This is a genomic window from Candidatus Magnetaquiglobus sp. (assembly GCF_058402785.1).
This window is the reverse complement of the sequence record NZ_JBZVFG010000010.1, coordinates 64,445-87,251: the sequence shown is the minus strand read 5'-3', so window position 1 is coordinate 87,251 and position 22,807 is coordinate 64,445. Positions and strand designations below refer to the sequence as shown.

Sequence of the window (22,807 nt, the reverse complement as noted above, 5' to 3'; positions counted from 1 at the left end):
CCGGGCGTGCCGGGGCGGCCTCCGCATCGATCGGCTCCGGGCGTGCCGGGGCGGCCTCCGCATCGATCGGCTCCGGGCGTGCCGGGGCGGCGGAGTCGTGTCCGGTCTCTTGAAGAACGGCTCCGGCTGCCTTGAGGAGATGGGAAACCACCCGCGCACGACTGCTGCCCAGGGTGGTGGCCAAATGGTCGAATTGGGCCAACTCCTCGTCCGTAAGCCAGATCTCCAGCCGTTTCATCCCTTCCTGGCGTCGCTTGCGATAGGCCATGACGCGCATCGAGGGGGTGTCGTGTATCTTGCGGGGTGCCATCGTGGTCACATGCTCCAATGCGCTCAAAAAACGTTCTTCTCCACTTGTCAGAGAGGATTCATCCATGATACCAACGTTTGTTTGTCCATTCCACCCTCCTTAGGCGTGGTCCGTTCTCGCCCGTTGGTCGAAACGGTCCAATGCCCGCAACACGAAACGAAGGTTCGAAAAAAACAATGACACAACCCACCGCCAGTCCCAACGCCGTTTGGCAGGAAGTCTTGGTCAACCGCGCCGACCGGGAACGCATGAACGGTCATCGCGGCGCCATCCTCTGGTTCACCGGTCTGTCCGGATCCGGCAAGTCCACCATGATCCACGCCCTGGAAAAGCATCTCCACGACGCCGGACGCCACACCTATGCCCTGGACGGGGATAATGTGCGTCATGGTCTGTGCGGGGATCTGGGCTTTTCCAATCAGGATCGGGTCGAGAACATCCGGCGTATCGGCGAGGTGGCCAAATTGATGCTCGATGCCGGCCTGATCGTGCTGTGCGGTTTCATCTCCCCGTTTGCCGCCGATCGCCAGCGGGTACGCAATCTGGTGGCCCCCGGCGATTTTCTGGAGATCCACTGCGAGTGCTCCCTGGAGATTTGCGAACAGCGCGATGTCAAGGGGCTCTACCGCAAGGCCCGGGCCGGCCTCATCCCGGAGTTCACCGGCATCTCCTCCCCCTATGAAGCCCCGGAGAATCCGGAACTGCGCCTCGACACCGGCAACGAGAGCGTGGAAGCCTGCGTGGAGCGGGTGTTGGCGCGGTTGGGTGGCGACTGATCCGCATCAGGGCCGTTCGTGTCGGCGGATCCAGAACCGATACCCCTCTCGTTCGGATGACTCGAATCCCCTGGCGCCCAGAATCTCCTCGATTTCGGCGCGCCAGGGGATTGTCCCATGGATCACCACCAGCCCGATGCGCAGGTCATCGATGGCCGCCGCGAGTCGTTCCCTTCCATTGACCGGTTGTTTGTTTCCCTCCACGTAATCGAGCAGCTCCAGCCGTCCTTCCCGCTCCTCGGATGTCAAGAAATCGGCCAGTTGATTCATGTAGCTCCTTTCCACGGCAACCAGTCGGGGATGGTGACGCCGTGTCGTGACCCAGACGCCCAACGCGCGTGGAACCAGCGCGGCGTGATCGGGAGGGGTCTGACCGACGACGGCCAGCGCCAGCTCGAATTCCAGGCGGGGAGCCTTGATGTCGGGTCGTTCGATCCGTGTTCGGGGTGGGGTGAGGGGGGGGCGTCTTCCCTGCCCGTCGGTGGTCAGGTGGGCGAGGGTGGCCAGCAGGGTGATCAGGACGAGCATGCCGACTCCGAACCGGAGACGGGGCATGAAACGGGCGATCAGGGCCAGCCCCACCAGGGCGATCGTCGGCGCGAAGGGGTCGCCCCACCAGCCGCGCCAGCGCGGCAGGAACGATAACAGGATCGTCCCCGCGCAGATCAGGGTGATGACCACCGGCAGACGTGATTCCATGGCCGGGATGCGAGGCGTCGCGTCGGGTTGGCTCTCCGGGTGCGGCAAGGCGATCGCATGGAGCAGCAGCGCGCCGAGCAGGGGCATCGGCAGGGTCAGAAACAGCCGCCAGGTGACCGGGCCGGTGAGATGCTCGGTCAGGAGCGGATGGAGGAGTGGATTGAAGACAAAGCCGATGAACACGCAGGAGAGTCCCAACAGCGTGCGTCGCGGTCGCGGGTCGGAGAGGGTGGTCCAGGCGCCGATCAGAACCAGCAGGTAGAACCACAGGTGGGGGCCCTTGCCGAACACATAGTGGATGCTTTGCGCCATGTCGGGCATCTGCCAGGCGGTGTTGACCATGGCATCGACCGTGGCGTGGCGCATCGACAGGCCCAGGCCGAGGGGATAGGCGCAGGCCAGCACGCCGAGGAGGACCCGCAGGGTGGCGATGCGGTTGGGACGCCAGTTGGCGACCAGCCCCAGTCCGGTGGCCACCGGCCCCAGGAAGATTCCCGACGAGGAGCATCCCACCGCGGCGATCTGTCCCAGAACGATCCATGCGGCGTCGCGCGTTCGTCCGGTTTGCGCGAAGCGCAGACCGGACAACAGCAGCACCGGCAGCAGCGCGGAGAAGAGCAGGGACTTGCCGAACTGGAGTTGCACGAAAGCGAACACGGCTGGACTGGCACGGAACTCCCCGCCGACGAGCAGCAGCAGTCCGAGGGTGATGGGGAGCGCGGTCAGCCAGTGGTTGGGGGCCAGATGGCGCAGCAACAGGGCCTGGGCCAGCACCACCCAGGCGGCGTAAAGCGGGGCGAGCAGCAGGTGCGAGACCCAGATGGGTTCGCGCTCCAGGAGCGAGGCGAGCATCGCCACCAGCAACTCCACGGAGGGAACGCGATCCACGGGCATCCAGCGGAGTTCGGTTTCCGCCCAGACCATCTGGTTCCAGGAGAGCAGGGGCCGGTCCGGGTGATCGAGGGTCATGGCCGCCAGATTCGAGTAGTACTGGTCGTCCGGATCCGGACGATGGGCCATGGCCGTGATCGCCACGGCGGCGATGACGAGCAGGGCGAACAGCCAGGCCTCGGCGCGCCGCAAGGAAGCCGGAGGCGCGGGTTCGACGCCCGGTTGGTCGCGCATGGTCCACCAGGCGTGTCCCAGGAAGAGCATGGCGACCATCCAGAACAGGTGTATGCGCCCATTGGGAAAGGGGTGGAGCGCGAATTCAAACAGCGCGACAAGGGCCGCGGCCAGGGTCAGGGATGTCCAGTCCACGGGTCGGGGTGGGTGGGGGTCTGGAACGGGGCTGGGGAGCGGGTTGTGTCTGGTTCGGTCCCGGAGTGCCAGCCAGAGCGGCGGTGTGGCGACCAGGGGGATCCAGGCCCAGCGGGTCAGATCGTGGAAATTGCCCTGTCCGAACAGGCCGATCCCGTGGGCGAGAAGGGTCCAGAGGGCCAGTCCGAGCAACGGCAGCAGGGTCAGGGCTTCGATCCGATCGGTTTCGCCTCGCCTTGACAGGGGAGGCGTCGCATTTAGAATGGTCATCCCGCGTGAAATTCCCAAGTGCCGACAGGAGTCCGAGCTTGACCGCCTCGTCCCGATTCAAAGTTCCGTTCTTTCTGCACGATCTCGGTCAAGAGGAGATCGATGCGGTCGCCGCCGCCATTCGTCATCCGGTGCTGACCACCGGGGAGACCGTGGCCCGCTTCGAGGCCCGACTGGCCGAGTATCTGGGGTGTCGCCACGTTCTGGCCACCACGAGTTGCACCGGGGCGTTGCACATCTCCCTGTTGGCGTTGGGCATCGGGCCGGGGGATGAGGTGATCACCACCCCGATGACCTTCATCGCCACCGCCGCCGCGATCCTGGAGACGGGCGCCATGCCGGTTTTCGTGGATGTGGAGCCGGAGACCGGCAACCTGGATGTCGGGTGCGTGGCGGCGGCCATCACCGAACGGACCCGTGCCATTCTGCCGGTCCATCTGTATGGACGACTGTGCGACATGGTAGCACTCCGGGAGTTGGCCAGGCAAAGAGGATTGCACCTGATCGAGGATGCGGCCCACTGCCTGGAGGGGCGTTCCGGGGAGGTCCGTCCCGCCTCCCTGGGGGATACGGCCTGTTTCAGTTTCTATGCCACCAAGAACATCACCTGCGGCGAAGGGGGCGCGCTTGCGGTCAACGACGATGCGTTGCACGAACGGTTGCGTCTGTTGCGTCTGCACGGCATGACCAAGAGCGGGGCCGAACGGGCTTCCAGGGGGTACGAGCATTGGGACATGGTGCTCATGGGGTGGAAATACAACATGAGCAACATCGAGGCCGCGCTGCTCCTGCCGCAAATGGGGCGGATCGAGCGCAACCTGGCGCGCCGCGAGGCGCTGGCGCAACGTTATGAGGCCGGCCTGGCCGGGCTGGATGGGGTGCGCCTGTTCGCGCCGCCGGCTCCGGGAACCCGACATGCGCGTCATCTGTTCCCGATCCTGGTGGAAGGGCGGCTGCCGAGAGATGGCTGGATCGCTGCCCTGCACGCCGAGGGGGTCAGCGTGATGGTCAACTACCGACCCGTGCATCTGACCCGTTATTTTTCCGAGCGGTTCGGTTTCAAGCCTGGAAGTTTTCCGGTGGCCGAGTGGATCGGGGAGCGGGTGATCTCCCTGCCGCTCTACCCCCGCATGAGCGACGCGGATGTGGATCTGGTGATCGAGGCGCTCCACCGCATCGCGCGGGGGTGACCGAACCGGCACCGTGGCCCCCGGATCCCGGTATCGCTCCACCGCATCGCGCGCGGGTGAACGTTTCCGGCTGCCGATCCGGTTCGGGATCCGTGCGTTTTACCATGGCACTCCCGTCAGGGAGGTCCATGGTCGGGGGTGAGGGGGTTCTCCCCCCATCATGCCAGTTAGCGCGGCGCGGGATGGTTGGAGTCGTCGGGAGAGAGTCCGAGACGGCGCGCGACGATGTAGAGCGGACGCTGTTTGACCGCGCCGAAGATCTTCCCCACATAGATGCCGATGATTCCCAACACCCCGAGGATCAGACCGGTGTTGAAGAACAGGGCGACCATCAGGCTGGCCCAACCGGGAACGTCGATGTCTCCCAACAGGGCGCGCAGCAGAAAATAGAGACCGATCAGAAACGATCCGCTCGCCATGATCAGGCCGATGGCCGCCGAAAGATAGAGAGGGCGTTCGGAGTGGGCCAGGATGATGTGGGTGGCCAGTCGGACCCGTTTGTACCAGCCGCGATAGCCGGAGATGCCGGCGAACCGCTCCCCCTGTTCGGCGGGGAGGATGGCATGGCGGAAACCGAGCCAGTGGACGATGCCGCCGTAAAAGCGCAACTCCTCGCGAAGATCCCGATAGTTCTCGACCACCTGGCGTGAAATGATCGAAAAGTTGCCGATATCCGGATCGGTGTGGGTGCCGGAGAGTTTCTGAAAGAGCCAGTGGAACATCCGGACCAGCGCGAGGTAGAGTCCGGACTCCTTGCGCTGGCGCCGGGCCACGAACACCACGTCGTACCCCTCCAGGGCTTTTTGGACGAGATCCGGGATCACCTCGGGCCGGTCCTGGAGATCGCCGTCCATCACCACCACCCAATCCCCGTCACAGGCGTCCAGACCCGCGGAGATGGCCAGATGCTGGCCGAAATTGCGGCTGAATTCGATGGCCTTGATGCGCGCATCCCGTGCCGCCAGCCCCGCGAGGATCTCCCAGGAGCGATCCTTTCCGCCATCGAGCACGAAAAGGATCTCGTGATCCGGGCTGATGGGTTCGAGCACGGCCTTCAGGCGCGAGACCATCTCCTCGAGGATCGCCTCTTCCCGAAAGATCGGAATGACCACGCTGATGAACGCCATGTTCGGCTCGACTCCTGATCGTTGTGATGCGGATGATCGTGGAACGCCCATGGGGGAGTTCCAGGTTCCGGGATGGGGGCGCCCCCATCCCGGTTGTGTTCAGTGGAACTCCACCTGTCCCGAGGCGGTGACGATCGGGACGGTGCGCATCCACTCCTGTTTTTTCCACCACTCCGGATTGGCCCGATACCAGGCCACGGTCTGCTCCAGCCCTTCGCGCCAGGAGATGGTCGGTTTCCAGCCCAGGCGCGCCCGGAGTTTGTCCGAGTTGCCGGTGTGCCGGGAGACCTGGCCGGGACGGTTGCCCCGGTAGGTGATCGACTCCCTGGTGAGTCCCATGATGTCGGTGAGATCGTGGGCGATATCCAGGATCGAGTGATGCTCGTCGGTGGCGATGTTGAACACCTCGCCGACCACCTGATCCGCCGGGGCGTGGAGAATCTGGTCCAGGGCGCGGCAGTGGTCTGCGACGTGGACGAAATCCCGCGCCGCGGTGCCATCGCCGTGCACGGTCATCGGCATGCCGGTCAGGCCGCTGACGATGAAGCGTGGGATCACCTTTTCCAGGTGTTGCCTGGGTCCGTAGTTGTTGAAGGGGCGCACGATCACCACCGGAATCCGATAGGTGGCCCAATAGGAGTAGAAGAGCCGGTCCGCGCCGCATTTGGCGCTGGCGTAGGGGCTCATGGGGTTCAAGGGGTGGTTCTCGTCCATCCGTTCGGTTTCGGCGGTACCGTACACCTCGGAGGTGGAGATGTGGATGAGCCGTTCGATGCGTTTGCCCGCCTTGAGCACGGCGTTGGCGAGCACGTAGGAGCCCATGACGTCGGTCTGGAAGAACTGCTGGTTGTCGAAGATCGAACGGGTGACGTGGGACTCGGCGGCGAAGTGGACCACGATGTCGGCATCGGCGACCAGGGTGTTCATGAGTTCGGCGTTGCAGATGTTGCCGTACCAGAACTGATGCGGGGCTGGATGCTCGGGCGAGAACTCCGGCGGAAGATTGTCGGTGGAGCCGGCATAGGTCAGTTGATCGACCACCACCAGGCGATACTCGGGATGGTGGTCGAGGAGATGCTTGACGAAGTTGGAGCCGATGAAACCGGCTCCGCCGGTGATCAACACGGTTTTCGACATGATGGGTCGTTCCTTGACGGGTTCGTCATGCTGGGGGTTGATTCGTCGTTCGACCGGGTAGTGTCGCGGTCACCGGCGGCGAGGATGTCCAGGCTCTCCGGACCGGCGTTGAGCAGCAGGTCGAGGGTGGAGAGATAGGGGATGAAGTCCCCGTGAATTTGCGGGTAGACGGGGTGGTGGTAGTTTTGCCAGGCCACGGTCACGCCGTGCCGGGCGAACAGATCGACATCCAGATAGGCTTGCGCGGCGTTGCCGGAGAGATAGCGATCCGCCTCGAAGTGACGACAGATTTCCAGGAGTCGTTCGCTGCGCTCGCCGGGGATGCCCAGTTCCGAGGCCAGACAGGTTGGCCGCTCCAGTCCGAGCCAGCGACACATCTGCTCGATGAGGGTCAGGTCCAGGTCGATCAGCCAGCGCCAGGGGCGGGAGAGCAGTTCCCGCAGTTCCGGGAGGTAATCCCTGGCAAAGGGGGCCTTGGCATAGCACTGTTCGATCGAAGCGAGCTGTTTGCGCGCCCAGGGGTTGGCGGGATCGATTTCGATCTCGCGGATCAGAGGTTTGTTCAGCCCCTTGTGACGCACGGGCACGGTCAGCCAGAGGGGTCCGTTGGACGAACGGACGCGGTTGCGATTGCGCCAGCCGTGTTTGTCGTACTGCACGTCGTCGTAATAGACGAACAGGTCGCAGCGGTACATCTGCTCGAAAAAGCCGAGCCAGGGCAGATATCCCGGTTGCAGGACGGCGATGGTTTTCATCGTGGGTCTGACCCGCGTTCTTGGTCGAGGGCTCGGATCGCCGGAGGCATGAAGGTCATGGGATCCGGCGCGGATGGTGGAAACTTCTGGCGCACCAACCTGACAATATGCCATATTCGTTGCCGGGAATCGAGAGAAAATGGGTGCGTCATGGGGCATGGGGCGCCTTGCATCCTGGGTGGAGTTCTGGAAGGAACGCGGTTGCGGAAACGGTCTGTGTTCCACGGTTTTGGGGAGACGCGCGAGGCGCGTGGAGAAAGGGCAGCATGAAGCATTCCGAACGAGAATCCATGGTTCCACTCTTCGTGGTCGGTTGCGACCGCTCCGGCACCACTCTGTTGACCTCGATCCTGGAGGCGGGATTCGGTCTGGCGGCTCCGCTGGAGACCCATGTGATCCCGGCGTTCGCGCGCGGCTTGTGGGCCTGGGGGGATCTGGGCGGACGGGCCGCGCGAGGACGGTTGCTGGCGGCGATGGTCGATTTCGTCACCATCCTGACCGCGCGCACCTATCCCACCAAGCGTCTCGAGGATCTCCAGCCGGTCACGCTTCTGGCCGTCGCCGACCAGATGGATGGCCTGGCGGAGGAGAGCCGGGATTTCGGCGGGATGATCCGGGGTTGGTTCGATCGCTACGCGCGTGCCCACGGCCAGTCCGGTTGGGTGGACAACAGCTCCTTTCACGAATCCCTGCCCCTGTCGATCTGGGAGGCCCATCTGCCGGAGATGCGGGTGATCCATATCGTGCGCGATGGCCGGGATGTGGCCCTCTCCTGGCTCAAATCCTGGTGGGGACCGGCAAGCCTCGGGGAGGCGGCCTGGTTGTGGAGCCGGCATGTGCGTGACAAGCGCGCTTGGGGGCGGGCCCATCCGGATCGTTATCTGGAGATCTCCTACGAAACCCTGTTGACCCGTCCCGAGGAGACGGTGGCGCGCATCGCCGCCTTCCTGAATCGTCCGACTCCCGCCTGGCCGGTGGATCTGACCCGGAGCGAATCGGCGCGGGTGCTCTCCACCGGAGGAACCCACGACCTGTTGCGCGGTCCGGTCCAGGCCGACAACCGCGAGAAGTGGCGTGCGGCGCTCGACGACGACGAACAACGGTTGTTCGAGTGGTTCGCCGGCGCCACCCTGCGTGCCAGCGGCTACCCGACCCGTTTCGGCGGGATGTCGGCCCTCGAACGTCTCGCCCTGGTCCCTCGGGCGCTCCTTTCATGGGGCAAACGGTTTCTCACTCCGGTCTATTACGCCAAAAAGGCCAAGTGGGGGGTTCCCTGGGCCTTGCGTTTGGCCGGTCCGTTGCGTGGACGGGTGGTGCGGCTGGCCTCGGGTTGGAAACGGTGACCAGAATCCGCCTGCATCCGTGGTTTTTTGAGGGGCGCGCGACAAAACCTTTTCAAACCTGCAATTTTGAGGCACTATTTTCAAAATTTTGTATAACGAATGGTAGATGTTTCTCTGTGAATACCCTGGCGTGGTTGCATCGATCTGGCGTGATGGTTCGGGATGGCGCGCCGGAAATGCAAGAAACCAAGGGGAGCTGTTCACGATGCCTTGTTCACCGCTGTCGTTCGTGAGCGAACTGTTGGGGGAGAATTCAGCATGTGGAAAAACTTGAGCCTCGGCAAAAAGATCCTGACCGGCATCGGTCTGGTGCTGGTGCTGTTGATGGTCGTGGCGGGATGGTCCCTCAAGGGGATCTCCGGCATGGTGCATGACGGTCTGGAGGTGGTGGCCGGCAACAAGTTGCGTGGCGAGTTGTTGCAGCGCGAGGTGGATCATCTCAACTGGGCCAACAAGGTGAGCGCCTTCATCAACGATGAGAAGGCCGCCGAAATGGGGGTGCAGCTCGATCACACCCAATGCGCCTTCGGCAAGTGGTACTACGGCGAGGGGCGTCAACAGGCCGAGCAGTTGGTGCCCGACTTGAAACCGATCCTCGCCTCGGTCGAGGAGCCGCATAAAAATCTGCATGCCTCGGCCCGCAAGATCAGCCAGGTGTTCCAACGCGCGGACCCCCGTCTGCCGGAGTTCCTGACCCAGCGCGAGGTGGACCATCTGGTCTGGTCGGGCAAGGTGCAGGATGCGATTCTGCAAGGCCAGAAGGATCTCACCGTGCAGCTCGATCCCACCAAGTGCGGATTGGGCAAGTTCATGTACGGCGAGGATGGCAAGCGGATGCGTGCTTCGGATCCGGAGCTGGCGCGGATGCTCGATGCCATCGAACCCGACCATCGTGTCCTGCATGAGGAGGGGGATGCGATCAAGAAGGCGCTGGTGGCCGGAAATGTCGCGGTGGCGGCCAAACACTACCAGGAGAAGGTGATCCCCGCCCTCACCAAGGTTCGCGCCACCCTGGCCTTGATGCAGGAGCGCGCCCGTATGAACCTGATGGGCAAGGAGAAGGCCGAGCAGATTTTCGCCGGCGAGACCCAGGTCCATCTGGCGGACGTGAAAAAGCTCTTCCACGCCATGAGCGACCTCACCAAGGCGAAGATCCTCTCCGAGAATCAGATGCTGGTCAATGCCCAGGAGACCCGGAGCGTGGTGATCGGGGTGTCGTTGATCGCCATCGTGTTCGGACTGCTGTTGGCCTGGGTGGTGACCCGTTCGATCACCAGACCGATCTTCGAAAGTCTGGGGTTTGCCGAAAAGGTGGCCTCCGGGGATCTGGAGAGCTCCTTGACCCTGACCAGCCGTGACGAGGCCGGGCGTCTGGCGATGGCGTTGAACGACATGGTGTGCAAGCTGCGCGGCGTGGTCGAGGAGGTGATGACCGCCGCCGACAACGTGGCCAACGGCAGTCGCGAGATGACCGCCAATGCCCAGAATCTCTCCCAGGGTGCCTCCGAGCAGGCCGCCTCGATCGAGGAGACCTCGGCGGCCATGGAGCAGATGACCTCGAACATCCAGCAGAACACCGACAACGCCCAGACCACCGAGAAGATCGCCACCCAGGCGGCCACCAGTGCCCGCGAGGGCGGAGAGTCGGTGCTGGAGGCGGTCGGGGTGATGAAGGAGATCGCCTCGAAGATCTCGATCATCGAGGATATCGCCCGTCAGACCAATCTGCTGGCCCTGAACGCGGCCATCGAGGCGGCTCGGGCCGGCGAACATGGCAAGGGGTTCGCGGTGGTGGCCGCCGAAGTGCGCAAGTTGGCCGAGCGCAGCCAGGTCGCAGCCGGGGAGATCGGACAGCTCTCCGCCTCCAGCGTGTCCGTGGCCGAAAAGACCGGCGCGATCATGCAACGGCTGGTGCCGGACATTCAGCGCACCGCCGAACTGGTGCGCGAGATCGCCGCCGCCAGCGTGGAGCAGAATCAGGGGGCGCGTCAGGTCAACCAGGCGATCCAGCAACTCGACAAGGTGATTCAGCTCAATGCCGGCGCCAGCGAGGAGATGGCCGCCACCGCCGACGAACTCTCCGAACAGGCGACCCGTTTGCAGGGGAGCATGGGCTTCTTCAAGATCGGTCATACGGCGCCCGCCGGATGCGCCCCTGGGCTGGCCGCCAGGTCGGTTGCGCCGTCGGCGCGGGTCGCCGCGCCGGTCAAGGCCGTGACCGGGGGTGGACGGGTGCCGGCCCTGCCGGCGCCGGCCACACGGGATGACGAGTTCGAGTCGTTTTGATTGACGTTCGCGTGGGTTGCGGGCCGCGAAAGGTTCCGAACCCACGCGATCTTGGGATGCATCGATACCGCGCATGAACCGATTCTTCTTCGCCCTGGTCCTGATCGCTTTCGGGGTGACCGCCTGGCAAGAGATCCGCTGGATTCCCGGCACGGCTGGGGACTCCCCCATGCAGGCGTTGACCAACGGCATGGTGGAGGCGGCCAACGGTTCGGTCACCCTCTCCATCGGCATGGTCGGGGTGATGGCCCTTTTTCTGGGGCTGATGAAGGTGGCCGAGGAGGGCGGGCTGCTGACCATGCTTGCCCGGTTGATCCGTCCGTTGATGGTGCGGCTGTTCCCCGATGTGCCGGCGGATCATCCGGCCATGGGGGCGATGATCCTCAACCTCTCCGCCAACGCCCTGGGGCTGGGCAACGCCGCCACCCCCTTCGGCATCCGCGCCATGAAGGAGCTGGACCGGCTCAACCCCTCTCCAGGGGTGGCCACCAACGCCATGGCCCTGTTTTTGGCCATCAACACCTCGAGCGTCACCCTGGTTCCCACCAGCGTGATCGCGTTGCGCGCCTCGGTGGGCTCGAGCGAGCCGGCGGCGATTCTCTCCACCACCCTGTTCGCCACCTTCTTCTCCACCTCGGTCGCCATTCTGGCCGCCAAGTTCCTGCAATCGTTTTCACCGGTTGAACAGCTGGCCGGGGTGGGTGCCGAGGTGAACCGCGCCAATGTGGGGGCTGGAACGGCGGATGTTCAGACCAACCCTGGGCAGGGATATCCGGTCTGGGTCTCCACCCTGGCCCTGGTGATCCTGATCGCCTTGATCCCGGTGACCATTCTCTACGGTCGTTCAATCTCCCCCTGGGTGCTCCCGGCGCTCATGACCGGCATGTTGAGTTTTGGGTTCGTGCGTGGCGTGCGGGTCTACGAGGTGTTCGTGGAGGGGGCGCGGGAGGGGTTCGAGATCGGGGTGCGCATCATCCCCTATCTGGTCGCCATCCTGGTGGCGGTGGGCATGCTCCGGTCCAGCGGCGCCCTGGGCGCCTTCACCGAGCTGATCGGTCCCTGGACCGCCCGATTCGGTCTGCCCGCCGAAGCCTTGACCATGGCGATCCTGCGTCCCTTGTCCGGATCCGGCGCCCAGGGGTATCTGGCCTCTCTGCTGCAAAACCCGGCCATCGGCCCGGATGGTTACATCGGCCTGTTGACCAGCACCCTGCAAGGCTCCTCGGAGACCACTTTTTACATTCTGGCGGTCTATTACGGCGCCATCCGGATCCGACGGGTACGCCACACCCTGGCTGCTGCCCTGATCGGTGATCTGGCCGGCATCGTCGCGGCGGTTTTCATCTGTTTCTGGTTGTACGGAGGGTGATGACCATGGCCACCTGGTCACCGGCGGCTCTGGAAGCGGAATGGACGGGCAATCTGACCCGTCGCAAGCGTCGTTCGATCGCGGAATTGAGTGCCATTCCGCTGCGCGAGATCGCATTGGGTCCGGACGAGGCGTTTTACGCCGTGTTGGGGTTGAAGCCGTTGCAGTGGCTCAAAAGGCAGCGTTTGGCCCGTTATCATGCCGTGTTGTTGGCCTTTGTCTGGCGTCAGGCGGTGTTGGCCACCCATCCGGCCTGCAACGAGCCGTTCGGAGCCACGTTGGAGCGGTTGTTCGGTGAGTTGCCGGGGATCAACCGTGAGCGGCGCGAGCGCTATGTCAACGATCTGAACTTCTTCAAGGTGATCACCGACACGTTCGCGGAAGATGGATTCATGAGTGCGGCGTTGCATGTGACCCAGCGGGTGCTGGGGGAGATCGACAAGCAGCCGGAGAATCTCGATTGGGCGGTGGAACTGTCCCAGTGGCTGGATGAACGGTTTCAGGCCTATCGCGGGGAGCTTCTGGAAGTGGAGTTGGGTGGAGTTATGTAAAATCCGAGGAGTCAATAACCTGTATTTCGCATCGTTCTGTGCAACATACTGTCTGATTGGTGTTTATTTTTTTGTTGATATAATAATAGTTTTGAATAGCGCCCATCACAGGATCCATGGTTCCATTATCAAGGGTCCGGGGGATTGTCCCCCTGGTGGGATCCAAGGGCAAGAAAAAAGTCCCCGAGGCTCTGCCTCCGGCCTCCGCCGGGAATCTTCAGTCCCTCGTCCCCTGCAACAGTTTTTTTGGGCCGCTGTTCGGTTGCTTCTACCTTGGCGTCGCGTCCGGCAACCCGCCATCCACCGGCAAGGTCGCCCCGGTGGTTGGGGTGCGTCGCGTGGCGAAAAACAACACCGCCTCGGACACATGCGCCGCCGTGATGCGCGCCTTGAGCAGATTGCGGTTGCGGTAGTACTCCTGCAACCCGTCCGCGTCCAACCCGCGCGCTTTCATGCGGTCCGGTCCCACCTCGGCCCACAAGCCCGAAGGCCGGGCACCGTCGGAAAATACCCCGTCCGGGGCCACCATGTTGACCCGAACCCCGTATTCGGCCATCTCCAGCGAGGCGATGCGCGCCAGTTGATGGGCCGCCGCCTTGGTGGCGCTGTAGGCCCCGAAGCGGGCTCCGGGGGCGAAGACGTTCTTGGTCGAGATCATCACGATGTCGCCGCCGGTCGCCTGTTTCTTGAAAATGCGCGCCGCCTCGGCCAATACCAGCAACGTCCCCTCCACATTGACCCTCTGCAACCTCTGGAACATCGCCGGCTGCAATTCGTCCAACGCCGCCACATGCGCCAACCCGGCATTCGGGATCACCAGATCCACGCCGCCCCACTGCTCCACCAGGGCCGCGAAACCGGCACCGACCGCTTCCGGGGAGGTGACATCCATCACCACCGGCAGAAAACGACCCGGTGCCCAGACGCTCAACTCCGTGGCCAGCGAATCGAGCGCCTCGCCGGCCAGGTCCGCGCCCGCCACATGGCACCCCTGTTCCAACAACCCGCGACAGATTCCCGCGCCGATCGCTCCGGCGGCCCCGGTGACCAGCGCGACGTGACGCGCCAGGGGTTTTTCGCGCAGACGGGCGAGTTTTTTGATCTGGAGCGGAAAATATTCCATGGCGAACAGCTCCGGATCCTCGAGTCCCTGATAGGTTCCGCCCATGGCGGCGATCTGCTCCTTGACCTGCAAGGTCTGCCAGAGGATGTCGCGGGTGATCGCGGCCTCCTGGGCGGTGCGTCCCACGCAGATGGCCCCGATGCCGGGCATGAAGAGGATTCGCGGGGTGGGATCAAAGATCTTCGGCGGCTGGGAGGCGCTGGACAAACGCTGAAACCGCTCCCGATAGTGATGCTGGAACTCGGCGATGGCCGTGGGTATCGAGGCGGCATCGTCGATCCACAAGGGGAGGTTCCGGGTGCGGATCAGATGGTCGGAGGTGAGGGGCGGAGTGATGGCCAGTTCCGGGCCGTTCTCCGCATCCACCAGATTCAGGGTCTCGCGGGTGATCACCGGAACCAGCACGCAACGGGCATGGGGGTGATCCGGGTTGCCGGTCGGCAGGGCCAGCGCGCCGCGCAGCCGCGGGGCCAGATCCAGATAGCGCTCACGGGCGGCATTCACCGCGGTGACCCGCCGCAAGGAGCGGGAGACCGGTTTGCCGATTCGGGCGATGTAGGCTTCGGCACGGCTGACCAGATCGATGGTGGCGTCATACGACTCGCGGGCGCTCGCTCCCCAGGTCACCAGACCGTGCTTCATCAACACCATCCCCTTGCAACCCGGATGGGCGGCATGGAGGATGGAGACCGCCTTGGCCAGCTCGAAGCCGGGATGGACATAGGGGAGGATCGCCACCCCATCCCCGAGGGCGGCGCGGATGTGCGCTTCGCCATCCGGCTGGTTGGTTAACGTGAGGATGGCGTCCGCGTGGGTGTGATCGATGTAGGCGTGCGGCAGAAAGGCGTGCAGCAGCGTTTCGATGGAAGGGGTGGGGGCCTCGGCGTCGAACCGGCGGATCATCAGTTCGTTGACCATGACCGTATCGTCGAGATGGGGCAGGGCGTCGAGGGCGCGCAGCGGCTGCCAGTCGAGGGCGGTGAACCCCTCGGGTTCGATGGCATCCAGATCCCAGCCCGACCCCTTGACGAACAGGGCCATGACCTCGGTGCCCAGCAGCGTGCGTCGCCTGGCCTTGACCGAGGTGTTGCCGCCGCCGTGCAGCACCAACCCCTTGTCCGCTCCGAGCAGGCGGCTGGTGTAGGTGCGCAGGGCCAGGGGTTCTCCCCAACGGGAGGAGAGCCGCTCGAGAAATTCGGCGGCGTCGTGATCCGACCAGCGGTTGATCATGCCTGATTCTTCAAGGCCAGATAGAAATCATGGGCCTCGCGCGGGGTGAACCGCTCGTGCACCACCTTGCCTACCGCCTGGATCATGGCCGCCGGTGCGTCGGACTGGAAGATGTTGCGTCCCATGTCCACCCCGGCGGCGCCCTGATCGATGGCCTGATAGGCCATGGTCAGGGCCTCGGCCTCGGGAAGCTTCTTGCCGCCGGCGATCACGATCGGCACCGGGCAGGCGGCGGTGACCGTCTCGAACCCTTTGGAGACGAAATAGGTCTTGACGAAGGTGGCCCCCAGCTCGGCGCAGATGCGCGTGGCCAGACGCATGTATTTGGCGTCGCGGGTCAGCTCCTTGCCCACGGCGGTCACGCCGAGAACCGGCAGTCCGTAGCGCAACCCTTGATCCACCAGACGGGTCATGTTGTGGATCGACTGGGTTTCGTGCTCTCCGCCGATGAATACCTGCACCGCCATGGCCGACACGTTCAGACGCAGCGCATCCTCGATGTCCACCGCGATCCGTTCGTCGGAAAGCTCCTTTAAGATGCTTGGCCCACCGCTGGCGCGCAGCGAGATTCCGCGGGTGAAGGTGGCCGGCGTCAGGGTGCGCAGCACCCCGCGGGTACACATCAGGGTGTCGGCGTATTTGAGCAAAGGCCGGATGGTGACATCGATCCGTTCCAGGCCGGTGGTGGGGCCCATGAAGTAGCCGTGATCCACGGCCAGCATCACCGTGCGTCCGGTGGCGGGCGAAAAGATGTTCGACAGGCGATTTTTCATTCCCCAGTCGAGATTGTCGCACCCCTTGAGCGGGAACGGTTCGGCGGTTTGGGGGATTTCCAGGTGGTAGTCGTGGGTATCTTTCAGGTCGTCGGTATCGGCCATGGTGACAATCCTTGGTACGGGAAGTGGGGGATGCGCGTCATTGCGCAGGCGCGACCGGGCAGTTGGCCGGATCGGCCTTGTAGGCATCGACGCCGAGTGTGAGCAGTTTTTCCAGGTAACAGGGGTAGTGCTTCCGCCATGCCTCGGCGCGCGGATCGGCGATCAGTCCCGGCACGTTGGTGATCGAGGCAAAGCCGACCTCCATGCGTTGAATCTCCAGATTTTCCATGATCGCATGGATGAGCAGCATGTCGGTGACCAGGGTGGAGAGATAACGGATATCGCAGACCGGCTGTCCGGGGTGGGTCAGAGGGTCGTTGAACAGCCGGTTCAGGCCGGTATCGTCCATCTCCTGCAACAGTCCGATGGCGTCGAGCAGGGTGGCGCGATCGAAGCCCCGTTCATCCACGCCACCGGAAGGGATCGCCTGGCGGTCGTCGGCCAGGTATTTCAACACCGGGTGGATGGTCTTGACCACCGGCGCGCTGATCGCGGTGATGTTGAGTTCCGTGCCCACCGCCTTGGCCGCCTCCTCGAAGCGCGGCTGCAACAGGCGCAAGGTCTCCTCGACAGCCTTTTCTCCCACCGGATTGGGGGAACAGGCGGGATCCTTGTTTTTTTTTACCTGTTCGCAATAGAGCTTGCGCCATGCCTTCTGTCCCAGATCCGCGCCCCATCCGGACTGTTCGCCGGCGATCTGCAGGCTTCCGCCTCCCAGATCGAGGATGAAGGGGGTGGTCAGCTTCTCTCCGAGACTCTGACGCGCGGCCAGATGACCGTAGGTTCCCTCGACATCCTGCGGGATGACGAACAGGGGGACTCCGGTTTGCGCGTGGATCTGGTGGAGCGTTTCGACCAGCTGGGCCGGATCCCCCTTTTGCAGGGCGAATCGCCAGGCCGAATAGCCCCCGGCCACCGGCTGACACCCTTCCGGAGCGCCGCCCTTGCCGGGCAGTTCCCGAAACGCCTGGATGGTGGCTTCCACGGTGGTGTTGATTTCGTGATCCGGCCAGACATCGCCGAGATAGTCGATGGCGACCTTGGCTTTTTCCGGATGCCTGGCCGGGCCCATGCGGATTCCGGAGGATCCGACGTCGAAGCCGATGCGGCATTCGTCGGCGTGTGCCGGGGATGCCAGGCCGAGGGCGACCAGAACGATGAACGGGATGAAGCGTCGCCGGACATTCCGGGAGGGTGCGGTCATGGACGATCACTCAGTCAAGTTGCGTTAATGAGCCGCGAGCCAGGCCATGCTGGCGATTGCCACGCCGACCCCGGCCAGTCCCCCCGCCAGGTAGGCCAGCACCACCACCCCGGTGGCCGCGCCCGCCGAGGCGAGCACGATGCCGATCTGCATGCAGGCGGCGGCGTACTCGTAGAGATGGTAGGCGTGCAACGCCTTGTCGTGTTTGGCTTCGGACTCCTTGGCGCGCTGCATCAACTCCTTGCGGCCCTCCCTGGTCTCCGGTTCGCTGTCGTAGCGTTTGGCGGCGGCGCGGAAGTCGTCGATTCTTTTGGTCCAGGCCGCGGCCTGGTCCGAGGGGACGCCCCTGGGCAGCATCGCCTCGAGCATTTCCGCCGAGGATTTGGTCTGGGTCATGCGGATGGTTTTGGCCTGGTAGAAGGCCCACAAATTCGAAGCTTCGATATGGGCGGCCAGGGCGTTGTGCTGGGAGCTGTTGCCGCCGATCTCGATGATGGCCAGCAAACAGGCGATGAGGCTGATGAGAATGGCGATGCGGCGGTTGCGTTTGGCGGCGTCCTCGGCATGTCCGTGATCGCCGTGTCCACCACCGTGCGCGGCGTGGTGGACCATTTCGTGGGTTTCGTGGGCTTCCATGGAGGATGACTCCCCATATTTTTCAAGAGGATGGTGGTGATTGGCAGTTTTTCAGTCATCATGCGGGGGAGTGCCCCCATCATGCAAGTTACAGCTTGAAGAATTGCAGAGCGGTTTGCAAGGTCGCGGCTTGCGAGGCCAGATCTTCCGCCGAGGCGGACATCTCCTCGGCGGTTCCGGCGTTCTGCTGGAGCACCTGATGGAGTTGCTGGATCGCTTCGTTGACCTGGGCCGCCCCCTGGGCCTGCTCCACGGAACCGGCGGTGATCCCCTGAACCAGTTCCGAGGTCTTGCGGATGTCGGGGACGAGGGTGGCGAGCAGATGTCCGGCCTGTTCCGAGACCCGCGCGCTGGTGGCGGAGAGTTGGGTGATCTCGCCGGCGGCCACCTGACTCCGTTCGGCCAGCTTGCGCACCTCCGCGGCCACCACCGCGAACCCCTTGCCGTGTTCGCCGGCGCGGGCCGCCTCGATGGCGGCGTTCAAGGCCAGGAGGTTGGTGCGTCGGGCGATCTCCTCGATGATGTTGATGCGTTCGGCGATCTGGCGCATGGCGCTCACCGCCTCGTTGACCGCCGCGCCGCTCTCGATCGCTTCGTGGGAGGCTTTCTGGGCCATTTTTTCGGTCAAGTGGGCATTGTCGGTGTTTTGATGGATGTTGGCGGTCATTTGTTCCATGGCTGCCGAGGTTTCCTCGATGGCGGCGGCCTGTTCGGTGGCTCCCTCGGAGACGGTCTGGGCGCCGGCGCTCACCGTGCCGCTCTGTTGCACCAGGTTTACCCCGACCTCTTGCAGGGAGGTCACGGTGGCGCGCAGATTGGTCACCATTCTCTCCATGGCCGCGTAGATCCCGTTCTTGGGACGGTCGTCGAAGGCGACGTTCAACTCGCCGGTGGCGATGCGTTCCACCATTCCGGCCACCTCGTCGGGTTCGCCGCCGAGTTGTTTCATGATTTCGCGACCGATCAGATACCCCAGGATCAGACTCATCCCCAGCACCATCAGCGAGATCACCAGATAGGACCAGAGCAGACCATGGGCCTCGCGGGCCAGGGTGGCGGCCTGGCGGTTCAGATCCTCGGCCAGATGGTCCTCGACCTCCTTCATCAGGTTGATCTTGTCGGTGATGGTCGAGAACCAGACGTTCGGATCGATGCCGAACTCCCCTCCCGTGGGTTTGGCCAGGGCGATCCCGCGCATTTTTTCCACCTCGGCGACTGCCGGAGCGTTCATCTTGTTCTTCAAGAACTCCTTTTGCGATGCCGGAGCCAGGGCGTTGAACACCCCCAGATAAGCGGTCTGTTCGGTCATCAGGGCGATGAACCGGACATAGATCCCCTCGGCAAAGGCGTTCTTGGCAAAGGTGTTGGTGAGGATGGCCCGTTCCTGGCCGCTTTTCTCCTTGGCGAGCAGGAAGTGGAGATACCCCCCGGTCATGGCGGCCATGTCGGCATTGGCGGAGAGCTTGGGCAGGGTGGCGGTGATGCCGAGCAGATCGGTGATGGTTTGGGTATAAAAGCCGATCGCCTCCGGGGTCTGGATCGACAGGGCCAGCACCTGTTTGCGGATTTCGGAGAGTTTTTCAAGTTTGGCCTGGGCGTTCCGGATCGAGGCTTGGAGTTCCCCGCCGAATTCACGGGGGTCGAATCCGCGCAGATACTCCTGGAGATGCTTGATCCGGGCGTCGGTATCCTGTTGCTGTTTGGGGAGTTGGTCGGCGAATTTTTTTCCCTGACTCCCCAGGAAACCGGCGCTCATGCCGCGCTCTTTCTGGGATTCATGCACCACGGCACTGGCGCGCACGCCGAGTCCCGAAAGCAGGTTCATGGCATCCATGCGCCGGGCGAGTTCCTGTTTTTCGAGTACCGTGGTCAAACCGAAACCGGCCATGCCCAGCATGGGTAAAAAGAGCATGATCAGGATCTTGGTGCGCAAATGGATGCCGCGGAGAATGGACATGCGAGCGGTCCCCCTCTGGATAACGTTGCATGTGATTATCTGTTCACATTGTTTTGTGAACGGTCGGATTTTGTGAAGCGTGATGATTATATCGAAATGAGACTAGCTAACTATCGATGCATGGTCAACCATTTGCCTGCTCATTAGGCAATTGAGCTTGGCGATGGATGGGGATAAGATCGAAATGGTCGCGGGTGGTCCCGCAAATGGCGGGTTGGATTGCTTGGGAGAGTGATTGAAAAATGGACGAGGTGTCGTCAAGGCGTTGCCGGGCTGATTGGTTCCATCCGGCGCAAGATTCCATGGAACTTTTGCCGCGCTGGGAGTATCACTTGCATTCGGATTTCTCCGATGGTGCCTCCTCCGTGGCCGAGGGGATCGCCACGGCCCGGGCGCGGGGGATCGAACGGTTGATCTTCACCGAACACACCGAGCCGGAACTCGTGCATGGAACGGATTGGTTCGCGCGTTATGCCGATACCGTGCGGTCGCTGCGTGGCGCGGTCGCGGGTGACATGGAGGTGATTCTCGGACTCGAGGTGCCGCTGGTGGATTTCGCCGGGACGCTTCTGGCCGACGAGCGGATGCTGGCCGAGGCGGAGTTCATCCTGGGCGCGGTGCATGCCTATCCGGGACATGGCTGGAACCTCTCCGGCATCGATCCGGCCCTGGCCATCGAGTTGGAGTTCCAGGGACTCATGACCCTGGCCGAACACCCGCTGGTCGATGCCATCGCCCATCCGGGCGGGGTGTGCGAAAAGTATGTCACCCCGTTTCCCCTGGAGTTGTTCGAGCGGGTGGTGGTGCGCGCCAAGGCGTTCGGCAAGGCGATCGAATTGAATCCTGCCTATCACGAACCCATGGGCCCCTATCTGGAGATCTGCCGGCGACACGCGGTGTTGATCTCGCCCGGTTCCAACGCCCACCATCCCGAACACATCGGTCTGGCTTGGCGGGTGTTGCGCGAGTCGTGATTTTTACTTACGAAACAAGCTGTATCCAAAGTTTCGTTCATTTGCCTGGGCCTGGGTATCCGAACATCATGAAATTCGCCGCCATCGATATCGGCTCCAACGCCGTGCGTCTGCTTCTCTCCAATGTGTACGACGTGGGCGCGCCGCTTCCGGTGGTCCACAAGGCCGATCTCTACCGGATTCCGGTGCGGCTCGGACAGGATGCCTTCCAGCTGGGACGCATCTCCCCAGGGCTCGCCGATCGGCTCGTGCATGCCATGACCGCCTATCACCACATCATGCGCGCGGTCGAACCGATGGATTACATGGCCTGTGCCACCTCGGCGCTCCGTTCGGTGGAGAACGGAGCGGAGATCGTGGCACGGATTCGCGACGAGGCGGGGATCCGCCTGGAGATCATCGACGGGGCCCGCGAGGCGGAACTGATCGCCTTGAATCGCATCGATGGCCGTTTTGACGCGGGCCATTATCTGTGCATCGACGTGGGAGGCGGCAGCACCGAACTGGTGCTGTTGGAGAACAACCAGACCCGCGCCAGCCGCTCCTTCAACATCGGCACCGTGCGTTTGAAAGAGGGGATGGTGAACCGGAACACCTGGCGCGAGATGGAGAACTGGGTGCGTGCGCAGTGCCATGGTCTGGACGACCTGCGCGCCCTGGGCAGCGGCGGCAACATCAACGCGCTGTTCAAGATGACGCGCCAAAAGGCCGACCATCCCCTCTCGCGTCACAAGCTGCTCGAGCTGCATCGCGATCTGTCGCGTCTGGATCAGGATCGGCGCGAGATCGAGTTGGGCCTCAAACCGGATCGCGCCGATGTCATCGTGCCGGCCAGCGAAATCTTTCTCAAGGTGACCGGATGGGCCGGCATCGAGCGCATTCTGGTTCCGCAGATCGGTCTGGCCGATGGCATGATCCATGCCCTTTATCATCGTTGGAAGACAAGTCAAGCCGAGGATTGAGGAGGGTCAAGAAAAGCTGGAAAAATCACTTGACAAGCAGTGCTCGGAACAACGAACATTTTTACATATAAATCTTGTGCGACCCGGTGAAAATCGGAAACGCCCGACTTTTACGCTTTTGGGAGATCTGCCATGGAGTCCGGCCAGGGGAAGGGGAACGGCACGCAGGGTGTCGGCAAGTTGCGTTTTTGGATCATCTTCGCGGGCGGTATCGCCGTCGGCGTGATCGGATTCCTGGGGTTCCACTTCACCATCATGGATGGCTACACCAACAGCCTGGCGATGTGCACCTCGTGTCACGAGATGGACGGGGTATACGAGGAGTATCAGAAGAGCATCCACTACAAGAACCCCTCCGGTGTCCGGGTGGTCTGTTCGAGCTGTCATGTGCCCCATGGCAAGGGGTTGACCGACTACATCGACAAGTTCCTCGACAAGGCCATCGTCGGAGGACGTCATCTTTACCATCATGTGGTCGGCACCTATCCGGACAAGGCCTCTTTCGAGAAGGCGCGCTACCGTCTGGCCCAACAGGTCATCGAGACCATGCGTGGTCGCGACTCCAGGGAGTGCCGGCAATGCCATACCTATGAGGCCATGCAGTTTGCCGATCAGCAGCGTTCCGCCGCCAACAAGCATGAGAAGATGATGAAGGACGGAACCAAAACCTGCATCGATTGTCACATGGGTATTGCCCATGAGGAGCCGACGGAACCTTCGGAACCGGAAAAGTAGCGCGCATGGCAGAGCCAAGGGAAGTCGTTCGTCAA

Annotated in this window: 18 protein-coding genes and 1 pseudogene; 9 read left to right on the top strand and 10 right to left on the bottom strand. The window is 63.1% G+C overall.

Annotation, left to right across the window (positions count from 1 at the left end):
• Positions 1-310: pseudogene (locus tag ACV4UY_RS05630) on the bottom strand (hypothetical protein); the annotation flags it as partial.
• A gap of 176 nt (positions 311-486) precedes the next feature.
• Between ACV4UY_RS05630 and cysC the strand changes: the two are divergent.
• Positions 487-1,086 (top strand): adenylyl-sulfate kinase, encoded by a 600-nt coding sequence (cysC, locus tag ACV4UY_RS05625; RefSeq protein ID WP_491606667.1) that lies wholly within the window; start codon positions 487-489, stop codon positions 1,084-1,086.
• A gap of 6 nt (positions 1,087-1,092) precedes the next feature.
• Here cysC and ACV4UY_RS05620 read toward each other — a convergent pair whose 3' ends face one another.
• Entirely contained in the window at positions 1,093-3,315 is a 2,223-nt protein-coding gene (locus ACV4UY_RS05620; protein ID WP_491606666.1) for a DUF6077 domain-containing protein, read from the bottom strand.
• A gap of 38 nt (positions 3,316-3,353) precedes the next feature.
• On the opposite strand from ACV4UY_RS05620, the gene ACV4UY_RS05615 reads away from it, so the two are divergent.
• Positions 3,354-4,505 carry a DegT/DnrJ/EryC1/StrS family aminotransferase gene (locus ACV4UY_RS05615; RefSeq protein WP_491606665.1) on the top strand — a complete coding sequence of 384 codons (1,152 nt, stop codon included), beginning with the start codon at positions 3,354-3,356 and terminating at the stop codon, positions 4,503-4,505.
• A gap of 167 nt (positions 4,506-4,672) precedes the next feature.
• Here the strand turns inward: ACV4UY_RS05615 and ACV4UY_RS05610 are convergent, their stop codons facing one another.
• From ACV4UY_RS05610 to ACV4UY_RS05600, 3 genes are all read right to left on the bottom strand, one after another.
• Positions 4,673-5,632, bottom strand: a complete 960-nt coding sequence (locus ACV4UY_RS05610) for a glycosyltransferase family 2 protein (RefSeq protein ID WP_491606664.1) — start codon at positions 5,630-5,632, stop codon at positions 4,673-4,675.
• Positions 5,633-5,731: 99 nt separating this feature from the next.
• A complete protein-coding gene (locus ACV4UY_RS05605; RefSeq protein WP_491606663.1) occupies positions 5,732-6,769 on the bottom strand; it encodes a dTDP-glucose 4,6-dehydratase in 1,038 nt (345 codons plus the stop codon).
• A complete protein-coding gene (locus ACV4UY_RS05600) occupies positions 6,751-7,524 on the bottom strand; it encodes a WbqC family protein (RefSeq protein ID WP_491606662.1) in 774 nt (257 codons plus the stop codon). Before ACV4UY_RS05600 ends, ACV4UY_RS05605 begins: the two co-directional genes overlap by 19 nt.
• 266 nt (positions 7,525-7,790) lie before the next feature.
• On the opposite strand from ACV4UY_RS05600, the gene ACV4UY_RS05595 reads away from it, so the two are divergent.
• From ACV4UY_RS05595 to ACV4UY_RS05580, 4 genes are all read left to right on the top strand, one after another.
• The gene (locus tag ACV4UY_RS05595) at positions 7,791-8,867 is read left to right on the top strand and encodes a sulfotransferase family protein (RefSeq protein WP_491606661.1); all 1,077 of its coding nucleotides are present in this window, start codon (positions 7,791-7,793) and stop codon (positions 8,865-8,867) included.
• A gap of 258 nt (positions 8,868-9,125) precedes the next feature.
• Positions 9,126-11,153, top strand: coding sequence for a methyl-accepting chemotaxis protein (locus ACV4UY_RS05590; RefSeq protein WP_491606660.1), 2,028 nt, complete (start codon positions 9,126-9,128; stop codon positions 11,151-11,153).
• Between the two features lie 73 nt (positions 11,154-11,226).
• Positions 11,227-12,522 (top strand): nucleoside recognition domain-containing protein, encoded by a 1,296-nt coding sequence (locus ACV4UY_RS05585; RefSeq protein WP_491606659.1) that lies wholly within the window; start codon positions 11,227-11,229, stop codon positions 12,520-12,522.
• A gap of 5 nt (positions 12,523-12,527) precedes the next feature.
• Positions 12,528-13,073 carry a hypothetical protein gene (locus ACV4UY_RS05580; protein ID WP_491606658.1) on the top strand — a complete coding sequence of 182 codons (546 nt, stop codon included), beginning with the start codon at positions 12,528-12,530 and terminating at the stop codon, positions 13,071-13,073.
• A gap of 268 nt (positions 13,074-13,341) precedes the next feature.
• Here the strand turns inward: ACV4UY_RS05580 and ACV4UY_RS05575 are convergent, their stop codons facing one another.
• From ACV4UY_RS05575 to ACV4UY_RS05555, 5 genes are all read right to left on the bottom strand, one after another.
• Positions 13,342-15,426, bottom strand: coding sequence for a bifunctional aldolase/short-chain dehydrogenase (locus ACV4UY_RS05575; protein ID WP_491606657.1), 2,085 nt, complete (start codon positions 15,424-15,426; stop codon positions 13,342-13,344).
• The gene (gene lsrF / locus ACV4UY_RS05570; RefSeq protein WP_491606656.1) at positions 15,423-16,304 is read right to left on the bottom strand and encodes a 3-hydroxy-5-phosphonooxypentane-2,4-dione thiolase; all 882 of its coding nucleotides are present in this window, start codon (positions 16,302-16,304) and stop codon (positions 15,423-15,425) included. Before lsrF ends, ACV4UY_RS05575 begins: the two co-directional genes overlap by 4 nt.
• Positions 16,305-16,341: 37 nt before the next feature.
• On the bottom strand, positions 16,342-17,508 hold the full coding sequence (locus ACV4UY_RS05565; RefSeq protein WP_491606655.1) for a hypothetical protein: 1,167 nt from the start codon (positions 17,506-17,508) through the stop codon (positions 16,342-16,344).
• Between the two features lie 24 nt (positions 17,509-17,532).
• Positions 17,533-18,144, bottom strand: a complete 612-nt coding sequence (locus ACV4UY_RS05560; protein WP_420905335.1) for a DUF4337 domain-containing protein — start codon at positions 18,142-18,144, stop codon at positions 17,533-17,535.
• An 88-nt stretch (positions 18,145-18,232) separates the two neighbouring features.
• Positions 18,233-20,101 (bottom strand): methyl-accepting chemotaxis protein, encoded by a 1,869-nt coding sequence (locus ACV4UY_RS05555; RefSeq protein WP_491606654.1) that lies wholly within the window; start codon positions 20,099-20,101, stop codon positions 18,233-18,235.
• 302 nt (positions 20,102-20,403) lie between these two features.
• Between ACV4UY_RS05555 and ACV4UY_RS05550 the strand changes: the two genes are divergently transcribed.
• The 3 genes from ACV4UY_RS05550 to ACV4UY_RS05540 all read left to right on the top strand — a co-directional run bounded on the left by ACV4UY_RS05550 (position 20,404) and on the right by ACV4UY_RS05540 (position 22,772).
• A complete protein-coding gene (locus ACV4UY_RS05550) occupies positions 20,404-21,075 on the top strand; it encodes a PHP domain-containing protein (protein WP_491606653.1) in 672 nt (223 codons plus the stop codon).
• Between the two features lie 68 nt (positions 21,076-21,143).
• Positions 21,144-22,037, top strand: a complete 894-nt coding sequence (locus ACV4UY_RS05545) for a Ppx/GppA phosphatase family protein (protein ID WP_491606652.1) — start codon at positions 21,144-21,146, stop codon at positions 22,035-22,037.
• A gap of 132 nt (positions 22,038-22,169) precedes the next feature.
• The gene (locus ACV4UY_RS05540; RefSeq protein WP_491606651.1) at positions 22,170-22,772 is read left to right on the top strand and encodes a NapC/NirT family cytochrome c; all 603 of its coding nucleotides are present in this window, start codon (positions 22,170-22,172) and stop codon (positions 22,770-22,772) included.
• Positions 22,773-22,807 lie beyond the last annotated feature (35 nt).